The organism is Reticulibacter mediterranei (assembly GCF_016587455.1).
In genome coordinates, this window is sequence record NZ_BNJK01000001.1 from 5,855,391 (window position 1) to 5,875,716 (window position 20,326).

Here is a 20,326-nt window from a genome sequence, read left to right on the forward strand (position 1 = left end):
TAGAAGTATCATGAAACGAGAGAATATGGAGCAAGAACTATTTCTTGGTGTGAATGCGACAATTGAGCAGCGCTGGCAGGCGTTGAGCCTCAATATTCAGGCGTGCTATGAACGTCTCGCGGGCGATAGGGAAGTTGTGCGTGAGGCTGGAATCATGTGGACCTGCGGCCATGTGGCTATTTCCGCGGTCGATGTTTCTCAAATCAATGAGCAAATAGGTCGTCTCGTGAACTGGTATCGTCGTCAGCTCCCCTTGCAGGGAGCAATTTGCTGGTATTTGACAGCGACGCCACCAGGAGACCTTGCCGCACGCATGTTTGCTCGCGGATTTGAACCAAACTGGCAACCGCACTGGATGTGGTGTGAACTGAGCTATCTCAAAGAGCATCACACGTACCCGTCCAATGTGAGCATTCGAGTGGTTGAAGATGATCCAGTATGGCAGGTAGATAATCTTCCCTACTATAACAAGAAAGATGTTGCAATCCTGGCAGCCCTGGCGCATGTTCAGCCTCGCCGCGTCTGGCACCTGGCTGCGTTTCGGGGGCAGCAGGTGGTCGGACGCTGTTTTCTGAATGTGACGACGGGTGAGCGCGGGATAGGTGGATTATTCAGTATGGGAGTGATACCTGCCGCTCGTAAGCAAGGCATTGGAACCGCTCTTGCACAAGCTGCCTGTGAACTGGCTCGGCAGGTGGGTTGCCATCATGTCGTACTAAATGCAACTGAGATGGGCGAACCTGTTTACCGGCGTGTTGGTTTCCAATCGATGGGATATGGTCACACCTGGTATCTAAGGGATCGGACACTTGCTGCTTCCGCGCTAACCGAGGAGCAAGTAGCATTGCTAGAGGCAGTTGGGCGAGGTGATATTGCTCTGCTCGATGAGGCCAGTAAACGCGTTGAGGAGAGAGTACTGCATGAAGCGGCACCCAATGGCCTGACGCCGCTTGACATTGCTGTGCGTTGTCAACAATCTGCATCGGCTGAATGGTTGGTCAAGCATGGAGTTTGCCTTGATCTTCTCTCAGCCTGGGATCTGGGCTGGAAAGAGCAAATCCCGATCTTGCTTGCCAGCCATCCCGAACTGGTGAATCTTCAACGTGGCGAGTGGCGCGCAACTCCACTGCATACAGCGATCCAGCGAGACGATCTTGAACTGGTTAAACTGCTGCTCGTAGTTCCGCATGATCTGAGTATCAAGGATGGGGAGTTTGGATCAACGGCTTTGGGGTGGGCGAACTACTTTGAGCGTCCAGAGATGATCGCGCTGATTGAGCAATGTCAAACAAGGTGGAAGCGCTAAACACACTATCCCTCTCCACATGAGAGAGGGATAGCAGATTTCTATCTAATAGCAAGTTTACCAGTTGTCGCTGAAATCACCGCCAAAGTCGCCGGCATCAGGGAAGCTCTCTTCGGCGGGTGCAGCATTAGCTTCTTGTGACTCGTTTTCAGCCATTGCCTGCCCCAATCCATAGCCCAGTACACCACCAGCGGCGGCACCTATGCCACCAGCTACCCAGGGATTGACGCCCTGTTGTTGTTGGGCATAGCCTTGCTGTTGCGCCATGTATCCCTGCTGTTGAGGCCCATATCCTGGCCCATCGTTATTGTATGGCCGATAATATTCCTGGGGGCCGTCGCGCTGTTGAAGCGGTGTCTGTCCCCCTGGAAACATGGCATACTGGCGTTCGGCTGCGCGACGACCAAGCATATAGCCAATACCGCCAGCCACAATCGCGACCAGACAGATCAATAAGAGGCCCGTCATGTATCTAATCTCCTCCAAGCCTGGGAAGCCTGTTTGTCTATATATCTCAATTCTGACTACTATCTAAGAAATGTAACGATACGTGTTGCAATGTATCTAGACAGTATGATACTGCATGTTTGTGAATTGATATTGAGAGGTGGCTGAAGTGAACCTGAGAGAGCTCAGCGGTCCAGCGGTTGCAGGGGAGCGGTAGATATGCCTATAGCCTTTTGCGGCCTGTTTTCTTGTAACACGTTTTTCTTACGCTGTCTGATCATTGCTCGCTTTTTACCTTGCCACCACTTCCAGACAAGAAATGCCAGCACGAGAACCGTAAAGATGATTCCACTCGTTTGCCCGATGATTCTTTCCACAAGATCGAAGTTCGCCGCCACCAGATATCCCAGCAGGCTAAAAGCCGTGTTCCAGAGCAGGGCCGCGATTACTTCAAAGAGCAGGAATTGATGGTACTTCATACGGGTAATGCCAGCGCTGAGGGCGACAAACGAGCGCAGATGGCCGACGATATGGGAGATGAGAATGGCCTTGCCGCCATGTTTGTAGAGCATTCTTTGCGCGAGCCGGATATGTCCGGCAAGGCGCAAGCGCCGTCCCAGCGCTGTTTTACCCCAGCGTGTTATCAAATAGGCCAGTGCGTACCGACCGAGCAGATAATCGATATGATAGCCGATGACGGTTCCCAGCCATGCGAAGAAGATGACCCAACCGAGTTGCAGTGTTCCCAAGCGTGCATAGAACGCGCCCAACAGTGCAAGCGAATTGCCGGGAAGCAACAGACCGAGCAGTGCTGTATTTTCACCTAGCGCCCCGAGAAAGACGATGGGATATCCATATTGGTTGTAAAGTGTTTCTAGCGCTTTAATCCATTCAAGCAACGAGAAGGCTGGCATATATAAACTCCGCGAACTGGTCGGCGATTTGAAAAAACAACACTAACAGCTTATCCTGTTTGTCTAAGGGGAGACTGTGAATTTGCTGAAGCCAGCCTGAGAGCTGAAGCAAGCAAGCAATTTCTCAGCTTAGATTCAGATTCTTCCCAGTCTCATTTCATCTACAGAGCATATCCTTGCTATAAGGGAACGAGGTCGTTCTTTGGACTGAGGGGAGAGGCGACGGGGCTTCTCTTCTCTTTTTGCTGAGCAATCCTCCCAGTAAGAGGGGAGCGCTTGATAAACCGGCCGGCAACTGCTGGTGCCTGCTGCCCGGGTTTATCAGTCGCGCCCCTTTTTCTGCCCGCTTACACACCTCACTAAATAATGAAGATTAACCAAATAATCCAGGAAGTCCCTCATGTTGTAGTCGCGCGATTTATCGCGCGACTACAACATGAGGGACGTTTACCGCTATAAGTTGTTAAAACATACCATTGCCACCTTGACAAATACCGCAGTAAGAGGGTATATTACCTATGTCTTCCATATCTTGATAGCTGATTCCAATATATGGAATTCTGAGGTAGAGAAATTGATGGACGGATCAGAAATACGCGAGACAAAGGTGGGGGTGCTGGATAAGGCGATGGCAATTTTGTTGGCTTTTCCGGCTGGGAACGTTGCCCTCTCTCCCCAGGAGATTGCGGCACGCACAAATATGCCACTGCCCACTGTTTATAGGCTGGCTCAGGCATTATGCGAGCATGGAATGTTGATGAGGGATGGACAGCAATTTCGGTTGGGTATGACACTCTTACGCCTGGGGACAATGGTTGCCGAGGGGATCGATGTGCGGCGGCAGGTGCAGGGGTATTTGCGCTGGCTCAATGAGCAGACGGAAGAGAACGCCGAACTGCATATTCGCCAGGATGAGACGCGCATCGTGATCGAAGTCGTGAGCAGCCCACACAATCTACGCCCATTTGCCGATATTGGCGCGCCGCTTCCCTTGCATCGAGGGGCAGCTGGAAAGGTGTTACTGGCGTGGTTGTCCACAGCGGAACGAGATGCGCTGATCGACGCCAGCATTGCTCGCTTTGACGATAAACAGTTCGATAAAAGCGCGTTTGTGCAGGAGTTGGCACAGGTGCGTGCGCAGGGATGGGCCTATAGCGATGGTGAGCGTGCCTCTGGCGTTTCGGCACTAGCCGCACCAATTTTTGAGGTTGGCAACAAGCAGGTTGGAGCTTTGACGCTCGTTGTACCTGCCGCCCGTCTGGGCGAAGAGCAGCGCACCCGTTATATCCCGCTCGTCCAGGAAGCCGCCCGGCGTGCATCATATGATCTGGGATACGCAAAATGACTTTCAATCGTGATAAAGATAGAGGATAGGAGAAAAGGAGGTACAGATGACCTTAGTTGAGAAATTAGCGAGTTTTGTCGTGCGGGCCAGCTATGACGATATCTCGGAGGCGGCCAGACAGCAGCTCAAGATTCGCATTCTGGATGCTCTGGGCTGTGCAATTGGCGCATTGGAGGGTACGCCTATTCAGCGATTGCGCGTCCATATCGAAGAATTCGGCGGTAAGCCTCTGGCTACACTGATCGGCGGCGGCAAGACGGCTCCTGACCGGGCCGCTTTCTACAATTCGGCCCTTGTGCGCTACCTGGACTACAACGATAGCTATCCGACCAGAGGCGAAACCTGCCATCCAAGCGACAATCTGGGGGCTGTGCTGGCCGGGTGTGAATATGCAGCGAAGAGCGGCAAGGAACTGCTCACCGCACTGGCAGTTGCCTATCAGATACAGGGCAGGCTTTCAGAGGTTGCGCCGGTACGAGCAAAGGGCTTTGATCATACAACTCAGGGGGCATATGCTGCCGCAGCAGGTATCGCGAAAGCGTTGAGCCTGGACGTGGCACAAACGGCGAACGCTGTTGCAATCAGCGGAACGGCGAACAATGCGTTGCGCGTGACGCGTACGGGCAAGCTCTCCAACTGGAAGGGGCTGGCCTATCCCAACACGGTCTTCGGCGCAACGCATGCAGCTTTTCTGGCGATGCGAGGCATTACGGGGCCGCTAGAAGTCTTTGAGGGCAACAAAGGCTTTATGGAGGCAATTGCTGGACCCTTTACGCTTGATTGGCAGCACGAAAATCTGGAAGCAGTCCTGAACAGTAGCGTGAAGAAGTACAACGCCGAATTTCATTCTCAATCGGCCATCGAAGGGCTATTGGAGCTACGGGCTGCCCATCAATTGCGCCCCGAAGAGGTAGAGCGCATCGAACTGGACACGTTTGATGTGGCGTATCACATTATTGGTGGCGGCGAGGAGGGCGACAAGCAACGGATCAGCACGAAGGAGGAGGCCGACCATAGCCTGCCCTACATGCTTGCTGTGGCGCTGTTAGATGGCACCGTCTCGCCCGCGCAATATGAGCCGCAACGCATCTTACGCGAAGACGTACAATCGCTCTTGCGCAAAGTGCAGGTGCGATCCGACGCAGACCTCAGCAGCCGTTTCCCGCAAGAGATGCCCTGCCGTTTGCGCGTTGTCCTCAAGAGCGGAGAGCAGTACAGTACTGAGAAGCGAAACTATGAAGGATTTGCTACGCGTCCAATGTCATGGGAGAGTGCGAAGGGCAAGTTTGAGCGCTTGGCAGCTCCCTATGCCGATCAACAATTGTTGCTGATGATTGAAACGATGGTTGCGCACCTGGAAGATGTCGAGGTGCGGCAATTGAGTGAAGTTCTGGCAAAAGTAGGAGGAAAGAACAATGAGTGAGCGAGGATTTTCTTTTATTCGCACCAACGAGCGCGAGGGCAAGCCGCGCATGCGTGGGATCACAGAGATTCGCGGGCCCTATTACACGCCGATGGGCAAGCGTTATCTGGAAGATGTGCTGGAAACGATGGGCGAGTACGTTGATTCGCTTAAATTTGCCGGTGGTTCGTTCTCGCTGATGCCACCACAGGCATTGAAGGACATCATCGATACCGCACATCGGTATAACGTGATGGTCTCTACTGGTGGCTTCATCGAACATGTGCTGACACAGGGCAGCGGAGCCGTTGATCGCTATATTCAGGAGTGCCGCAACGTTGGCTTCGACATTCTGGAAATTTCCAGCGGCTTCATCACTATTCCGGTCGATGACTGGCTGCGTCTGGTTGAGAAGGTGCAGAAGGCGGGATTGAAGGCCAAGCCGGAGGTTGGGATTCAGTTTGGAGCTGGTGGCGCGAGCGCGGCAGAAGAACTCGAAGCCGAGGGGACGCGTGATGTCGAGTGGGCCATCGGGCAGGCGAAGCGCTTTCTGGATGCAGGTGCCTACATGATTATGATCGAGTCCGAGGGCATCACTGAAAACGTCAAGACATGGCGCACGGATGCAGTAGCGAAGATCATTGGCGCGTTGGGATTGGAGAAAGTGATGTTTGAGGGGGCCGATCCCGATGTCTTCGCCTGGTATATCAAGAATTACGGGCCTGAAGTGAATCTGTTTGTCGATCATTCACAAATCGTACAGCTTGAATGCTTGCGTGCAGGTATCTGGGGAACCAAGAGTTTGTGGGGACGCGTGCTGACATTCAAGGGCTAGTGCACCGGTCGAGAAATCAAGCAGCGGCTTGTTTGACCACATCGAAGGATATCCCCGATGTTAAACAAGGCGGGCGAGAAGATGGCTTCTCGTCCGCTTTACCAATTTGCTGCCATCACAAGAGAAGCCCACACGGAAAAAGGGGTTCACTATATTTTTAGCACATATATTTCCCTTTGGATAAAGCCAAATGGTATTATATTGTCACTAATACCATAACTTCGTCATCATCTCAAATCTAAGCGAAAAGCGAGTTCCACTGACAAGGCCTAGCTTACGGGAGTGAGGAAGAAGAAAATCGGATCATGGTAGGGTGATCGACTCAAAGGCCCAGAAGAATCTGCTAAGGAGTATGAAAAAAACATGGCAGTCAAACGAACCGGAGGATATACAGTACAGCACTTTCTCACCATGCTCGTTCTCGTCGGCGGCATGGTCTCGCTGGCACTGGAAATGTGTGCAGAGCGCTTACTGGAAGCCTACTTTGGAAGCTCACTTTTGATCTGGGCTCTTTTGATCGGCACCATCCTGTTATCCCTCACAGTGGGTTATTTTCTCGGAGGCAAATTGGCCGATCACTATCCTTCGGCACAGGTTCTCTGTACTTTGACAGCTCTGGCAGGACTCACTATCTCGCTTGTCTCATTTGCCAGCCCCGCTATCTTGAATTGGTCAACTACCGGATTGAAGAATACTTCTCCTGACGCTTTAGCCTCTACCTTGCTCATCGAAATAACGCTCTTCGCCGTGCCAGTCATCCTGCTTAGCTTTATCTCTCCTTTTGCTATCCGCCTGCTCTCTCGTGAGGTGGGAAGGAGCGGACGCTTGAGCGGCTCGTTGTATGGCCTCTCGACGCTGGGAAGCATTCTCGGCACCTTCTTGCCGTCCCTGCTTCTCATCCCTTCCATCGGCGTACGACGCTCTCTGCTCCTCTTTGGGGTGTTCATTTTTGCCGCTTCACTCTGGGGAATGCGCCGCATCTGGCGCTTCTCAGTGGTAATCCCCTTGATACTACTGGTACTGCCGCTAGGACCGCTCAAAGTGATACCAGACTTGCTTTATGAGAAGGAATCGCCTTATAACTATATCCAGGTGACGCAACTCCCCGATGGCACACGTCAGCTTCTGCTCAACGGCGATGAGAGCATTCATTCCATCTACTATTCAGACCATCGCAGGATACTTACTGGTCGATACTGGGACTATGGCATAGTAGCTCCTTACTTCAATCCAGGCTTTCAGAAACGTCAGTTGCAACGAGTGGGCATTATTGGTCTGGCTGGCGGGACTATGGCACGCCTGTTTACGCAGGTCTATGGTCCTGTGGCTATCGATGGAGTGGAACTCGATCCAGAGGTTGTCAACGTGGGACGCCAATATTTCGATATGAATGAGCCGAATCTACATGTGTATATCCAGGATGGGCGTACCTTTCTGGCTGCCACACAGAAGAAGTATGATGTGGTGATTTTGGATGCTATGAATCAATCGCATATTCCATTCCAACTCGCGACCCGTGAATTCTTCCACCTGATTCGTGACCACCTCTCGCCTACGGGCGTTGTTGTGCTCAACGCATTTCATACCAGGGATTATCGACTGGTGCAGGCCTTTGTGAACACGTTGAGCCAGGTGTTCCCCAGCATATATACTTTTGATGTGCCAGGGAGGCTTACCACCGAAATAATAGCAACCATACAGCCCACTTCTCTGGAGACCTTTCGGGCGAATATGGCACAGTTCTCCCCCATGAGATGATGGGACAACTTGCCAAAGAAGTCGTCCCACAAGCTCAACGGGGACATTCCAATGGGAGGCTGATCTTCACTGATGATCGAGCACCCGTAGAACTGCTTTCCGATCTGGTATTACTGAACTAGGTTAGCACAGTTCTCCCTCCCAAGGCTTCTCGGCCCTGGTTGCTATTGCGGTTCGTCGCCCTGTTCCCAGAAGAGGCCGAGGCGTGCGGTCGTGCCACCATCGACGTAGAGGATTTGTCCCGTGATGAAGTCGGCGGCGTCAGAGACCAGGAAGGCCACCGCCGGAGCAATATCTTTAGGAAGACCTGGGCGTCCCCAGGGAACCAGCGTCGCGCCGAATTCGCTCGTGTAATTTGCCAGATGTTCATAGCGTGGCACCTCGATGAGTCCTGGCCCGATTGCATTGACCCGGATATGATCGGGAGCCAGTTCTATTGCCAGTTCGCGTGTAAAGGCGTTGATCGCGCCTTTAGTGGCGGCATAGACCGAGTGCCGGGGGAAGCCAGCATAGCCATGTACCGAGGTGATATTCACAATCGAGCCACCGCCGCGCTTGAGCATGGAGCGAACCGCTTGCTGAGCGCAGAAGAAATAGCCCTGGATGTTCAAGTTAAATACTTCGTGATAGACTGCTTCGGAAATATTGAGAAATTTGTCGGCCCGTGTCACACCGGCGTTATTGACAAGAATATCCAGCCCACCAAAGGCATTTACTGCTTCATCGACCACGCGGCGACACTCCTGAATCTGCCCGAGATCGCCCTGTATCAACAATGCTCTGCCGCCCATACGTTCGACCTCGGCAACCGTTTCTTTTGCGCCATCCGCGCTATGAGAATAATGGACGCCAACAGTGGCTCCTTGTCGCGCCAGTTCCAGCGCGATGCCCTGTCCGATCCCCAGCCCGGCTCCTGTGACCAGTGCTATTTTCCCTGAAAGTGTACTCATATCATTACTCCTCATCAACGTTCATTCGCAACATTGAACAACCACGAATGGAGGGAAATCTCCGGGTTCATTTGTTACAACTCATCATGGATAAATACCCTTCTATTGCTTAATAGTATCTCAGAGTGCGCACACCGAACAAGTCTTCGCCGTATGTTTGCTCCATTGTGAGAGGCGTTGCGCCTGTGCGATAATAGTTCTGCGTGGCTCGCGAAGAGGCGTCTATGAGGAATGTATGAGATAGCAATCAAAAAGAGGAACGGAGAATTTCATGCAGCTTATTCGTTATCGGCTTTCCCCGACACAGACCGTTGTTGGCATCACAGAAGATGGCAAGCTTGTTGGATATATTCCCGCATCGTTTCATGCGTTGCTTGGTTTGCACACTGATGAATTGCGTATACGGTTGGAACAGGTGACTCAGGCTCAGGAGGCGGCGTTTTCTTTTTCTGATGTGCTGGCACCAATCGATGGCGAGACCGAGGTATGGGCGGCTGGGGTGACTTATAAGCGCTCGATGGATGCCCGACGCGAAGAGAGCGAGACGCCAGATATTTATAGTAAAGTCTACGCCGCAGCACGCCCGGAACTCTTTTTCAAAGCAGTGGCGCGTCGGGTTTCAGGGCAGGATCAACCGATTGCGGTGCGTGCGGATTCGACCTGGGATGTTCCCGAGCCAGAACTGGCGCTGGTGATCAATGCGTATGGCGAAATCGTCGGCTATACAGTTGGCAACGACGTAAGTTCGCGCAGCATTGAGGGCGAGAATCCTCTCTATTTGCCACAGGCGAAGGTCTATGCCGGAAGCTGTGCGCTGGGTCCAGCCATTACACCGGCCTGGGAAATCGCCGACCCCTATAGTCTTACCATGTATATGACGATTGAAAGAAATGGTGAGACCTATTGGACAGGTCAAACGAGCGTGGGCAATCTGCATCGCCGTTTAGAAGAACTGGTGGAGTATCTCTATCGTGAAGACGATTTTCCCGGTGGTGCTATTCTTTGTACGGGAACTGCGCTGGTTCCTGACCATCCGTTTACATTGCAGTCAGGCGACACGGTGAAGATTACCATTGACCAGATCGGGACGTTGCGTAATCCGGTGGTGAGGGGGAAGGCAGCCTATAAAACAGACCGAAGCAACGATGCAGTAAAAAATGGATAAACAAATGTAATCATTTGATATAAACATGTTAAGTACATGATATTTTCATGTTGCCACTCCATCGGTTATGATGCATAGGGGGAATAGCATCACACCCATCCCCATTTTTATTATCTGTCTCGTCGGGGGTATTCGTGATTCATTACGAGTACGAAGGATTGCCGGTTTGTAGTAGTTGTTTGTTTGAATAGGGGAATGGTAGCATGGCTGATTTCAATGACCCGCTGCGTTTTGATCTATTTCAACAGATCGTGTTATGGCTGAATAGTAGTATGTATGGTCATCGTAAGGGAAGGCACTATCTAGAAACCAATCTCGCGTTACTGGAACGCGCCACTGACAGAGAACTTACCAGGTTGATAGAGGCGGAGGCGGAAGATAAACCAGAAATGAAGCAGCAGATGTATCGCCATCGTTTTCTCCTTCAGGATGCACGGAACCGGGGGGAGACGACGGAGGCGATTCGTGAAGCCTATGTCAATATGTATGGTGGGCTGGCCCTGGATATCCCAAACTGGCTGGAAGAGATCGAGCAACAACGTCTATTTTTGAAGCGCTTGCGCCGCCCTGAGCGCACCCGCAAGGCGGAGGTCTCTTTATTGCAAACAGCCTTTGCTCTTATGGCTGACGCTCCCGCGCTCTCTCCTGAAACCGTCGCCGAGTTGCATAACGAGCTGGGGGTTGCATTGCTGCAAGGTGCTTATCAGCCAACGCAGGAGGCTCGTTTACAGGCTTTGCAGATGGCAGTTGCCAGCCATGAGAAAGCCCTTGCCACTTATACCTTTGAACGCTATCCATTGCAATATGCAAAAACTAGGATGTATCTGGGCGCTGCTTATCAGCAGTATGGTCTCTCGGGTCGACTGGATGAGGTGGAGCAAGCGATTGAGTGTTATCAGGAGGCTGCACGCGTCTATACTCCTGATACTGCCTACGACCAGTGGCTCCATTTGCAGACTTCGCTGGGTGCAGCTTATTTGCAGCGAATTGTTGGCGATCCCTGTGACAATATAGAGCAAGCGATTGCTTATGAGCGCGTTGCTTTACAACATGCCCTTACATCAGCCGCGCCCGCTCTCTGGGCTACTATTCAGATTAATCTGGGGGACGCGTATCGACAAAGAATTGTTGGCGTCCATCAGCAAAGTCTGGAGCAGGCCATGGTCTGCTATCGCTCCGCTTTGCAGGTCTTCACCCCGCAACAATATCCCGTTGAATGGGCTGGTATTCATACTCGTCTGGCCTCCATTTTTCAAGAGCAGGCGATGAACGAGAGCGGCGGGCGAGACAAACATTTGCGCTGTGCGATTGTCTGTTATGAAGGCGCTTTGCAGATCTATACGCCCGACGCCTTTATGGTTGAGCAGGCGGCAACTCTGGTCAAGCTGGCACAGGTCCATAGAATGCGCGCTCAGGATGGTTCGCGCTATGAACTGGATCAAGCGGCCCGCTGTTATCGAGCCGCTCTTCAGATCTTTACCAGCAAGGCATTCCCGGCTGAGTATCGCCAGACATTATGCAGCCTTGCCGAAGTCGAGCAACTGCGGCAGGAATGGTTGCAAGGGGGATCAGTGAACCAGCCACAACAGCAGACGGAGTATAATAACTGGAATAATTCATCAATCGTGTATCGCCCATAAACGCGGGTCTACTGATGAAGGGTTGTTGAAGTTCACTCGAACTTCAACAACCCTTCAATTTTTATGGCGTCTTGAGAGTTTGGCGATTGTTTCTTTTTGCTGCTATACTGAAATATTCGGTACGCGGCCCCTGTTAGAAAGGAAGTATTACGTCATGTCTGAAATTGAGAAACCGGCACAACTGAACAGTCGTAGCCGAGCTATTACTGAGGGAGATATTCGCGCCCCCAATCGCTCGATGCTTCGTGCTGTCGGCCTGACCGATGAGGATTTCACGAAGCCGCTCATCGGCGTGGCAAGCACCTGGGCTGAGATTACACCTTGCAACTCACATATCAACCGCTTGGCGGAGAAGGTGCGAGAAGGCGTTCGTGTTGGCGGTGGTGTGCCACAGATTTTCGGGACCATTACAGTCAGCGACGGGATCGCGATGGGAACGGAGGGCATGAAGTTTTCTCTGCCAAGCCGCGAAGTGATCGCTGATTCGATCGAACTGGTCAGCAATGCACAGCGCTTTGATGGTGTGGTTGCAATTGGCGGTTGCGATAAGAATATGCCAGGATGCCTGATGGCGCTGGCCCGGCTCGATATCCCCAGTTTATTTGTTTATGGCGGCACCATCATGCCAGGCACCTGTCGCGGCCACGATGTCGATATCGTCAGCGTCTTTGAGGCTGTTGGACAGTTTAGCGCCGGGAAGATTTCGCGCGAACAATTGAAAGAGGTTGAGTGTAGTGCAATTCCTGGTGCAGGCTCTTGTGGAGGCATGTATACGGCTAACACCATGGCCTCCTCTATCGAGGCGCTGGGCATGAGCCTCCCTGGTAGCTCATCGATGCCTGCTGTCACCGCTCGTAAAGCGCAGGATTGTTACGAAGCTGGACAGGCCATTATCAACCTGATCGAGCGAGGTATTACACCGCGTCAGATTCTCACCAGGGATGCCTTTGAGAACGCGATTATCCTGGTGATGGCGCTTGGCGGTTCTACAAACGCCATACTCCATCTGATCGCGATTGCTCGCCAGTTGGATCTGCCCCTGACTATCGATGACTTTACACGGGTTGGCAAAAAGATTCCCCATCTGGCTGATCTCAAGCCCGGCGGCAGATTTGCTATGACGGATCTTGATCGAGTTGGCGGCGTGCAGGCGGTCTTGAAAATGTTGCTGCGTGCGGGCTTCTTGCATGGGGACACTTTGACCGTGACTGGCAAAACGCTGGAGGAAAATCTGGCCTCCGCTCCTGATCTGGCTGAGGGACAGGATGTCGTGATGCCGCTGGAGAAGCCGCTACATCCCAGTGCGCCGCTCGTTATCCTCAAGGGCAACCTGGCTCCAGAGGGCGCGGTCTGTAAGATTGCGGGCCTCAAGGTCACGAGCCATCGTGGTCCCGCGAAGGTCTTTAACTCTGAAGAGGAGACCTTTGACGCCATTATGAACCATCGCATCACGCATGGTGATGTTGTGGTCATTCGTTATGAAGGCCCGAAAGGTGGTCCGGGCATGCGCGAGATGCTGGCCGTGACTGCCGCGCTGGTGGGACAGGGCTATGGCGAGACCGTCGGTTTGATTACTGATGGGCGTTTCTCTGGTGGCACACACGGCATGGTCGTTGGTCACATCACCCCGGAGGCGCAAGTGGGCGGTCCCATTGCGGCTGTGCAGGATGGCGATATCATCACCATCGATGCCGAGCAAAATCTGCTTGCGGTCGATCTGAGCGAAGAGGAGATTGCTCGCCGCCTACAAACATGGCAGGCACCACCACCCAGGTACAAATCGGGCGTGCTGGCGAAATACGTGAAGCTGGTCGCCTCAGCCTCCAATGGCGCAATTACCGAATAAAACCACTTCGTACAATGGTGCGATGACGAGATAAAATCATTTCGTAGTCGAGCGATTGATCGCGGTGGGGATCGCATGACAAGCGCCCCACTATCAATCGCTCGACTACGAAATGATTTTATTGCAGAGGTAGCTCTGGTTGTTGGATTTCCTTCTTCTTGACCAGGAATTCGTCTAGCACGGGCTTGGCGTGGTGTTCATGGCCGCGTATCAGTTCGTATACTAGAGCGCCCAGCGTTGCTCCAACAAATGGGCCAACAAAATAGAGCCAGATCATGTTTAATGCCTCGCCACCGGCGAAGAGTGCGGGACCGAGACTGCGCGCCGGATTCATGCTTCCCCCTGTGAGAGAATTGGCAAACAGGCCGGAAACGATAATCACGAAGCCAACCGTTAACCCCCCATCGGCACGGATGAAGCGCTTATCTGTGGCAGTTCCCATGCTTACCATCATCAAGAAAAAGGTGAGTAATGTTTCCAGGATCAGACCAGGGAGAATACCAACTTTGAGCATACTCGCGCCATAATGTGCGGCGAGTGCTTTTTCTGGGAAGAGCAGGAAGTGGAGAAAGCTGGCGAAGATTGCACCCACAAATTGTGCGACCCAGTATGGGAGAACGTATCGCCAGGGGAAGCGTCGTGCTACCGCAAAGCCAAGCGTGATGGCAGGATTGAAGACGGCGGCTGAAATGTAGCTGAACATATAGATCATCGCGGCAATGGTCAGCCCAAAACCCAGGTGAACCATCAGGATACCGGCGAAATTATCTGTATCGCCAACCATTGCTCGCACACCACAGCCAAAAAAGACCAGCGCAAAGGTGCCAATAAACTCGGCGGCATAACGTCGTAAATTATCCACGTGCATCATCGCTCCTCGGATAGACTTATCTATCTATGATACGAGCGAGCGGCTTCCAGCAGATACTAAAAAGGATAGGTGACGAACTCATTACTCGTAGCGACAATCCCTTGCGGTTGTCGCTACGAGTTTTAGGATAAATAAGAAAATATACGAATCAGCGTGTTTATATATATTTGCGCACGAAATTGTACATCTCTTCCTGGTGAAAATGGGTGCCGCCCTCATGCCCGTTGTAGGGATAGATCTTGATGGCTTTTTCGCTGCTCAGGTGATTGTAGACCGCAAAGCCGCTGGAGGGTGGACAGGTGGTATCGAGCAAGGCTACGGAGAGTAGGACCGGGCAGGTGATGCGTGGTGCAAAGTTCATGCCATCAAAATAGCTCAGAGTACGATAGCTCTGCTCCACGTCGTATGGATGGTTTTTCCAGTAGTTGACCAGTTCTTGATACGGGCCGGTAGTAAAGACTTCGACTGAGCGGCGGAAATGGCACAGATAGGGCACATTGGGCAGTGCTGCCACAATCCCCTTCTCGCGTGCCAGCGCTGCCACTGCTAGCGTCAGACCTCCGCCCTGACTGGTCCCCATGACCGCAATTGCCCCGGTTTCAGGTTGCGAACGGACGAAATCAACGGCGCGCACACAGTCCATGTAGGCGAAACGATAATAATAATTGGATGGATCGAGAATCCCCTTCGTCATGCAACCAATCGCATAGCCGCTGGGGTAGGCGTGATTATCGGGCGTATCTCCACTCTGGCCGCGCGTATCAACAGTAAAGACGTTATAGCCCTGCAATGCCCAGTGCAGAAACTCGGTCGGTTGCCCCTTGCTACCGCTGTAGCCGTGATAGTGAACAAGCGTGGGGACCTTTCCATCAACATCAAGACGATAGCCAGCCTTTGGCACGATATACCAGCCAGCGACACGCGTTCCCTGACCAAAGCCATCGTAGCGCACCTTGTAGACCGTCACGCGCTCAACGGGATAGGGATATTCTTCGATAGTAGCATTGAGGGGCTGCGCATCGCTTTCCGCCAGCGTTTGTTGCCAGAAAGCATCAAAATCGCTTTTCGCTGTCAGGTCGGGTACGTACTGCTCAAGTTCTGCAAGGGGTTTGTCAACGATCATCAGTGATTGCATCCTTCGTCGTGAAAGAAAGAGGCGCGGTCTATTAATTATGGGAAGTTCCCGGAGCCATAAGTGAAATCTCGTCAACCACGCCTCTTCGTGATCCAAAAAATACCAGGCAAATTTGCCATCGATAAAAATAATGATACGGATGAGCGTGGGCTTTGTCAAATAGAGCCGCTCTGGTCGGGAAAAGAAATGCAGGATCAACGGGTAGAAGGTATGGACGCAAGTTTCTACCCGTTGAGTATCTAATCTAGCACTTCATGAACAATATAGAGTGGACGCGCCCGCACTTCATCGTAAATGCGACCCAGGTATTCGCCAATGATGCCCAGGAAGATGAGCTGAATGCCGCCCAGGAACAACACCAGAATGAGCGTCGAAGCCTGACCAGCAATAGCCCCTGTAAGCAGGCGAAGGATAATCGCAATCACAATTCCGATCAGGCTCAGGCCGGCCAGCAGGAAGCCAAAGCTGGTGGCGAGTTGCAGCGGTACATGGCTGAAACTGGTGATGGCGTCGAGCGAGAAACGGATCATTTTGTTGAGAGGATATTTGGTCTCGCCTGCGAAGCGCTCATGCCGTTCATAAGAGACTGCCTCCTGCCGAAAGCCGACCCAGACTGAGAGACCACGCATGAAACGATGCTGTTCGCGCATCGTAATCAACACATCCACAACGCGCCGATCAAGCAGACGAAAATCGCCAGTATCGCGCGGAATATTGATCGAGGTGATGCGCTCGATCACGCGGTAGAATGCTGCTGCCGTGAGCAGTTTGAAACGCGTCTCGCCCTCGCGTCGTGAGCGCTGGGCATAGACCACCTCGGCACCCTCTTTCCAGCGCTCGATCAATGTGAGTATCACCTCTGGTGGATCTTGCAGATCGGCATCCAGAATAATCACCGCCTGACCGCGCGCGTAGTCCAATCCGGCAGAAATGGCGATCTGATGCCCAAAGTTACGCGAGAAGTTGATAGCATGGACGCGCGGATCTTTGTCGTGTAGCTCCTGCATGATGCGGAATGATGCATCGCGGCTGCCATCGTTCACAAACAGCAGTTCAAATGGCTCACCCAGGCTATCCATAACGGCGATCACACGCTCATAGAAATGTGGCAGCGTCTCCTCTTCGTTAAACACAGGAGCGACAATCGAAAATGTAACAGGCTGCTGCGTTGAATTTGACCGTACCGGCTTACGTGCGGTTTGCAGACCATTTTTTTGCTCAACCATGCTTTGCTCTCCTTACGATGATAGCTAGTATGTTAGCCGATTCCGTTCTGTTTGTGAATGGTTCATTAGCATTTTGCACTTCTTTCCCCATTCTCTGCAAGACTTTCTGTTATTCAGTTCTTGCTCAGTTCCTGGCTTTTTGCCGATGCCGGAAAACTCCTCGGTCGAGCAGCACGAAATTGGCGAGTGCGCCCGCTCCTATCCCGGCTATGGCTGCAAGTTGATCGGGGATCAGCAGATGGGCCAGAAAGAACACAAGCTGGTTGAGCAGCGCCGTGCCCAGGATAGAGCCGTGAAAGGCCAGCCAGCGTGCCAGCAAGCCTTTCCGTTCTGTCTGTATGCGATCGCTCCAGGTAAAACTGATGCTCAATACAAAGTTTACTTGCGCCGAAAACAAGAAGGCGATGATATTCGCCAGCAATGGTTGCCAATCAGCGCGTGTCAAAAGGAGGAACAGGAGCAATTGAATGAGTCCACACAGCCCGCCAGTGAAGACAAAGCGCAATGGCCGCGCTCTCTCAGAGAGCAGTAAAGCGACGAGGCGTTCTTTTTTCATTATCTATCCCTGTGGTGCGCAATCAAACAGCATGGCCTGGACGCTGCGATCGGCGGTCATATCAACGCTGCCGTTGGCATGAGCAACGCCCGGCTCGATTTGATCGGGCGAGACAAGGTGGCAGTGAGCAATCTGCCAGTGCAGAATATCGTTCTGCATAGGAAAGCTATTATCTCGCGATGACTTGTTGCCCTTTCCCTGGAAGGATTTCTCGATCATTTGTAGGATTTGCGGTGGCAACTCGTGAATGTCGATTTTCAGCGAGGGTAGGAGCATATAGCGCACGCTGCCGTTCTTCACCAATGTTTGAAACTGCGCTGCCGTGAGAATCGGATCGCTGCCAATATAGCCACCAATGGCCATCACTGGTTTGCCAGTATCGAGAATGAAGGGTGCTGCGCTGGGAGCATTCAGGGTTGAAACCAGGAAACGCGTCTGCCCCTGATGCGCCAGCAAGTAGCGAACTAACGCAGGATTCGCATGGGCCGTGTGTGGTATGAAGCTGTTCGTCAACGCCGAGAACGATGATGATGCAGACTGAGTCGGACCTGCGGTAACGCTGACCGGTTCAAGCATATGCTCCGTCGTGGCCAGGCTCCACGTTGCAGGCCCAATAAGCAGCACGAGCATTCCTGCCACCACAATAGGCATGAGAGGGAGCGTTTTCAGCAAACGAGGGAACAGTCGTGTGCCAGTCAGCAGGAGCGCGGCGATCAGGCAGAGGCCAACCACAAGCGGGTTCAGCCATTTACTCCAATCGGGATAGGCAGAGAGGATCAGCCATTGCGCGCCAGCGGCGAAGGCAAGCGTGAGCGGTAACAGCCAGCCTTTCCAACCAGGTTGACGATATGCTTCCCATAGCCTGACGCAGCCAATTGCAGCGAGAGCGCAGATGGCAGGCGCTAACATGACCAGATAGTAGCCATGCGGAAAGAGCGCCACGCTGAAGAAGACGAAGAGTGTGATGAACCATGTACACCAGAGAATCAATCCCTGTTGTTCTCTCGTGAGAGGCACTGGTGGAAGCTTGCGTCTGAATGTAATAATCAGGCCGAAGAGCGCGATCACGAGCAACCAGCCGATCTGTCCACCCAGTTGCTTATTGAGCAGGCGAATCGGGCTGGGCAGACCAGTTTCGCCAATGCCAACCAGCGTCACAATCTGCGAAAAGTTCCCGGTCTCGCTGCCGGCTCCCGCATTGCTCAGCTTCATGCCGGTGATACGATTCACGCCATTGTAGCCCAGCGCCAGATTTAGCTCTGAATTGGTGGTGCTGGAACCGACGTAAGGCCGCTGTGTTGGCGGTGTAAGATCAACGGCGAGTAGCCAGGCGAACGAGACGGCGAGTAGCACAACGGCGGCCAGCACTAGATGCAGTATGCGCGTGCGCAGGGACAGCGGTGCTGCCAGGAGGTAGACCAGAATCAGCGCCGGAAGCACCAGATACGCCTCCAGCATCTTGATATTAAAGCCAAGTCCGACCAGGAGCGCACCAAGCAGTAGCCAGCGCAGACGACCCGTTTCAGCGGCAATGCTCACCATCAATACAGCTAGCAACGTGACAAAAACGAGCAGGCTATCGGGCGTGTTGTTGCGACTCGCCGCCACGCTCACCGGCATCAGCGCCAGAGCAAGCGCCGCTAGCACGCCAATTGTTGGCCCGAAGGAGCGACGAACCAGCACATAGAGCAGCGCAACGGAGGCGATCCCGGCCAACGCCTGGGGCAGCAGCAGACTCCAGCCATTGAAGCCAAACACGGCTGCGCTGGCCGCCTGCAGCCAGAAGCCCAGTGGCGGTTTGTCGATGCTCACAAAGCCACCTGGATCAAAGGAAAGGAAAAAGAAATTATGCCAGTTGAGCAGCATACTTTTGACTGCAGCGGCATAATATGTGTTGCCATAGCCGTTCTGATCCAGACGAAAAAAGTTGAGAAAAGCGGCCGCAAGCAGGATCAGAGTCAACGCCACCTTATGCCAGATGGTTGCGGGATGGATATCTTTCCGTTCTATGGGTTGCCGAGAAAGTTTATGTCTATCGGTAGTAATGTCCATACTGGATAATCACCTCTTTAGCGGTAAAAACGATAATGTACAGCTTTGTGAATGAAAGTCCTTGCTGTAGAAAGAATAAGGGAAAGAAGAGTATTTGCCATCGTTCTGATTCGCCATCTTGCTCTCCCCCATTCAGGGGAGTGGTTGAGCATATCAACATAGCGTTTTGAACACCGATGGTTTAAAATGGAATAAGTTGCGATAAATACCTGGCGCGTCGAAGCGCTAATAGCCTATGTTGCAGCAGACGGGCGTTTTTCAAAGAAGGAAACGTGCCAACATGAGACTCGAAAAAAGCATCGTGATTCAGCGTCCAGTTGAGACAGTCTTTGCCTTTATCACTGAAATGCAGAATGTGCCGCGCTGGACACCAGCCTGTGAGATTCGGCAAACGGGCGAGGGACCAATCGGCATCGGCTCGCGTTTTGTGCAGCTTGTTGATGTGCTGGGGCAAAAGTTTGAGATCACCACTGAAATTACAGCCTATGATCCACCTGAAGTTTTTGCGCTCAAAACGATTTCGGGTCCATTTCCCTTAGAAAACATCTTTACGCTTGCCCCCGATGAAGGGGGAACGCTGGTCACGGCTGTTGGCGAGGGCGAACCGGGAAGCGTCTTGAAGCTGGCGAAACCGTTAATGGCGGCAATGGTGAAAAATCAGGTGGAGAGCCAGCTGCGACAGCTCAAGCGCCTGCTTGAAGAAGAGGAAAGCTGAGAGACCAGGTGTAACACTATGCGAATATTACTTTGAGGGGGAGTAGGTATTGAGAATGTTATAATGTAAATAGATCATCTTTGTTCCATGCGACATCCTCACATAGATCAACCAATGATTGTTTGATGTATTGGTCAACGAAGAGCGTCCAATTGATCGGGAA

General features: G+C 52.5%; 18 protein-coding genes. 10 read left to right on the forward strand and 8 right to left on the reverse strand.

What is annotated here, in order from left to right; all coding sequences use genetic code 11:
* Positions 1-10: 10 nt before the first annotated feature.
* Positions 11-1,306: a GNAT family N-acetyltransferase gene (locus tag K3T83_RS25320; protein ID WP_220205708.1), complete on the forward strand. Its 1,296-nt coding sequence runs from the start codon at positions 11-13 to the stop codon at positions 1,304-1,306.
* Between the two features lie 57 nt (positions 1,307-1,363).
* On the opposite strand, the gene K3T83_RS25325 is transcribed toward K3T83_RS25320, so the two are convergent.
* Entirely contained in the window at positions 1,364-1,774 is a 411-nt protein-coding gene (locus K3T83_RS25325; RefSeq protein ID WP_220205709.1) for a hypothetical protein, read from the reverse strand.
* Between the two features lie 164 nt (positions 1,775-1,938).
* Positions 1,939-2,667 carry a DedA family protein gene (locus K3T83_RS25330; RefSeq protein ID WP_220205710.1) on the reverse strand — a complete coding sequence of 243 codons (729 nt, stop codon included), beginning with the start codon at positions 2,665-2,667 and terminating at the stop codon, positions 1,939-1,941.
* Between the two features lie 577 nt (positions 2,668-3,244).
* Here K3T83_RS25330 and K3T83_RS25335 point away from each other — a divergent pair.
* From K3T83_RS25335 to K3T83_RS25350, 4 genes are all read left to right on the forward strand, one after another.
* Entirely contained in the window at positions 3,245-4,012 is a 768-nt protein-coding gene (locus K3T83_RS25335) for an IclR family transcriptional regulator (RefSeq protein ID WP_220205711.1), read from the forward strand.
* A gap of 46 nt (positions 4,013-4,058) precedes the next feature.
* Entirely contained in the window at positions 4,059-5,435 is a 1,377-nt protein-coding gene (locus K3T83_RS25340; protein WP_220205712.1) for an MmgE/PrpD family protein, read from the forward strand.
* Entirely contained in the window at positions 5,428-6,249 is an 822-nt protein-coding gene (locus K3T83_RS25345) for a phosphosulfolactate synthase (protein WP_220205713.1), read from the forward strand. Before K3T83_RS25340 ends, K3T83_RS25345 begins: the two co-directional genes overlap by 8 nt.
* A gap of 363 nt (positions 6,250-6,612) precedes the next feature.
* Positions 6,613-8,007: a spermidine synthase gene (locus tag K3T83_RS25350; RefSeq protein ID WP_220205714.1), complete on the forward strand. Its 1,395-nt coding sequence runs from the start codon at positions 6,613-6,615 to the stop codon at positions 8,005-8,007.
* Between the two features lie 164 nt (positions 8,008-8,171).
* On the opposite strand, the gene K3T83_RS25355 is transcribed toward K3T83_RS25350, so the two are convergent.
* A complete protein-coding gene (locus K3T83_RS25355) occupies positions 8,172-8,957 on the reverse strand; it encodes an SDR family NAD(P)-dependent oxidoreductase (protein ID WP_220205715.1) in 786 nt (261 codons plus the stop codon).
* A gap of 271 nt (positions 8,958-9,228) precedes the next feature.
* Here K3T83_RS25355 and K3T83_RS25360 point away from each other — a divergent pair, with 271 nt between their 5' ends.
* The 3 genes from K3T83_RS25360 to ilvD all read left to right on the forward strand — a co-directional run bounded on the left by K3T83_RS25360 (position 9,229) and on the right by ilvD (position 13,608).
* The gene (locus K3T83_RS25360) at positions 9,229-10,122 is read left to right on the forward strand and encodes a fumarylacetoacetate hydrolase family protein (RefSeq protein ID WP_220205716.1); all 894 of its coding nucleotides are present in this window, start codon (positions 9,229-9,231) and stop codon (positions 10,120-10,122) included.
* 203 nt (positions 10,123-10,325) lie between these two features.
* Positions 10,326-11,762 carry a tetratricopeptide repeat protein gene (locus K3T83_RS25365; protein WP_220205717.1) on the forward strand — a complete coding sequence of 479 codons (1,437 nt, stop codon included), beginning with the start codon at positions 10,326-10,328 and terminating at the stop codon, positions 11,760-11,762.
* Between the two features lie 154 nt (positions 11,763-11,916).
* A complete protein-coding gene (ilvD, locus tag K3T83_RS25370) occupies positions 11,917-13,608 on the forward strand; it encodes a dihydroxy-acid dehydratase (protein WP_220205718.1) in 1,692 nt (563 codons plus the stop codon).
* 118 nt (positions 13,609-13,726) lie between these two features.
* On the opposite strand, the gene K3T83_RS25375 is transcribed toward ilvD, so the two are convergent.
* Both K3T83_RS25375 and K3T83_RS25380 read right to left on the reverse strand, forming a co-directional pair.
* A complete protein-coding gene (locus K3T83_RS25375; RefSeq protein WP_220205719.1) occupies positions 13,727-14,470 on the reverse strand; it encodes an MIP/aquaporin family protein in 744 nt (247 codons plus the stop codon).
* A 166-nt stretch (positions 14,471-14,636) separates the two neighbouring features.
* Positions 14,637-15,602: an acetylxylan esterase gene (locus tag K3T83_RS25380; RefSeq protein ID WP_220205720.1), complete on the reverse strand. Its 966-nt coding sequence runs from the start codon at positions 15,600-15,602 to the stop codon at positions 14,637-14,639.
* A gap of 72 nt (positions 15,603-15,674) precedes the next feature.
* On the opposite strand from K3T83_RS25380, the gene K3T83_RS25385 reads away from it, so the two are divergent.
* Positions 15,675-15,857, forward strand: a complete 183-nt coding sequence (locus K3T83_RS25385; RefSeq protein ID WP_220205721.1) for a hypothetical protein — start codon at positions 15,675-15,677, stop codon at positions 15,855-15,857.
* Here the strand turns inward: K3T83_RS25385 and K3T83_RS25390 are convergent.
* The 3 genes from K3T83_RS25390 to K3T83_RS25400 all read right to left on the reverse strand — a co-directional run bounded on the left by K3T83_RS25390 (position 15,854) and on the right by K3T83_RS25400 (position 19,448).
* Positions 15,854-16,840, reverse strand: coding sequence for a glycosyltransferase family 2 protein (locus K3T83_RS25390; RefSeq protein ID WP_220205722.1), 987 nt, complete (start codon positions 16,838-16,840; stop codon positions 15,854-15,856). The two genes, K3T83_RS25385 and K3T83_RS25390, sit on opposite strands and share 4 nt — an antisense overlap.
* Positions 16,841-16,964: 124 nt before the next feature.
* Positions 16,965-17,396: a GtrA family protein gene (locus tag K3T83_RS25395; protein ID WP_220205723.1), complete on the reverse strand. Its 432-nt coding sequence runs from the start codon at positions 17,394-17,396 to the stop codon at positions 16,965-16,967.
* A gap of 3 nt (positions 17,397-17,399) precedes the next feature.
* A complete protein-coding gene (locus tag K3T83_RS25400; RefSeq protein WP_220205724.1) occupies positions 17,400-19,448 on the reverse strand; it encodes a glycosyltransferase family 39 protein in 2,049 nt (682 codons plus the stop codon).
* A 280-nt stretch (positions 19,449-19,728) separates the two neighbouring features.
* Here K3T83_RS25400 and K3T83_RS25405 point away from each other — a divergent pair, with 280 nt between their 5' ends.
* A complete protein-coding gene (locus K3T83_RS25405) occupies positions 19,729-20,163 on the forward strand; it encodes an SRPBCC family protein (RefSeq protein WP_220205725.1) in 435 nt (144 codons plus the stop codon).
* Positions 20,164-20,326 lie beyond the last annotated feature (163 nt).

Excerpts from the sequence above, each read along its gene's own strand:
- K3T83_RS25320 (WP_220205708.1), top strand. The coding sequence starts at position 11 with ATGAAACGAGAGAATATGGAGCAAGAACTATTTCTTGGTGTGAATGCG.
- K3T83_RS25325 (WP_220205709.1), bottom strand. The coding sequence starts at position 1,774 with ATGACGGGCCTCTTATTGATCTGTCTGGTCGCGATTGTGGCTGGCGGT.
- K3T83_RS25330 (WP_220205710.1), bottom strand. The coding sequence starts at position 2,667 with ATGCCAGCCTTCTCGTTGCTTGAATGGATTAAAGCGCTAGAAACACTT.
- K3T83_RS25335 (WP_220205711.1), top strand. The coding sequence starts at position 3,245 with ATGGACGGATCAGAAATACGCGAGACAAAGGTGGGGGTGCTGGATAAG.
- K3T83_RS25340 (WP_220205712.1), top strand. The coding sequence starts at position 4,059 with ATGACCTTAGTTGAGAAATTAGCGAGTTTTGTCGTGCGGGCCAGCTAT.
- K3T83_RS25345 (WP_220205713.1), top strand. The coding sequence starts at position 5,428 with ATGAGTGAGCGAGGATTTTCTTTTATTCGCACCAACGAGCGCGAGGGC.
- K3T83_RS25350 (WP_220205714.1), top strand. The coding sequence starts at position 6,613 with ATGGCAGTCAAACGAACCGGAGGATATACAGTACAGCACTTTCTCACC.
- K3T83_RS25355 (WP_220205715.1), bottom strand. The coding sequence starts at position 8,957 with ATGAGTACACTTTCAGGGAAAATAGCACTGGTCACAGGAGCCGGGCTG.
- K3T83_RS25360 (WP_220205716.1), top strand. The coding sequence starts at position 9,229 with ATGCAGCTTATTCGTTATCGGCTTTCCCCGACACAGACCGTTGTTGGC.
- K3T83_RS25365 (WP_220205717.1), top strand. The coding sequence starts at position 10,326 with ATGGCTGATTTCAATGACCCGCTGCGTTTTGATCTATTTCAACAGATC.
- ilvD (WP_220205718.1), top strand. The coding sequence starts at position 11,917 with ATGTCTGAAATTGAGAAACCGGCACAACTGAACAGTCGTAGCCGAGCT.
- K3T83_RS25380 (WP_220205720.1), bottom strand. The coding sequence starts at position 15,602 with ATGATCGTTGACAAACCCCTTGCAGAACTTGAGCAGTACGTACCCGAC.
- K3T83_RS25390 (WP_220205722.1), bottom strand. The coding sequence starts at position 16,840 with ATGGTTGAGCAAAAAAATGGTCTGCAAACCGCACGTAAGCCGGTACGG.
- K3T83_RS25395 (WP_220205723.1), bottom strand. The coding sequence starts at position 17,396 with ATGAAAAAAGAACGCCTCGTCGCTTTACTGCTCTCTGAGAGAGCGCGG.
- K3T83_RS25400 (WP_220205724.1), bottom strand. The coding sequence starts at position 19,448 with ATGGACATTACTACCGATAGACATAAACTTTCTCGGCAACCCATAGAA.
- K3T83_RS25405 (WP_220205725.1), top strand. The coding sequence starts at position 19,729 with ATGAGACTCGAAAAAAGCATCGTGATTCAGCGTCCAGTTGAGACAGTC.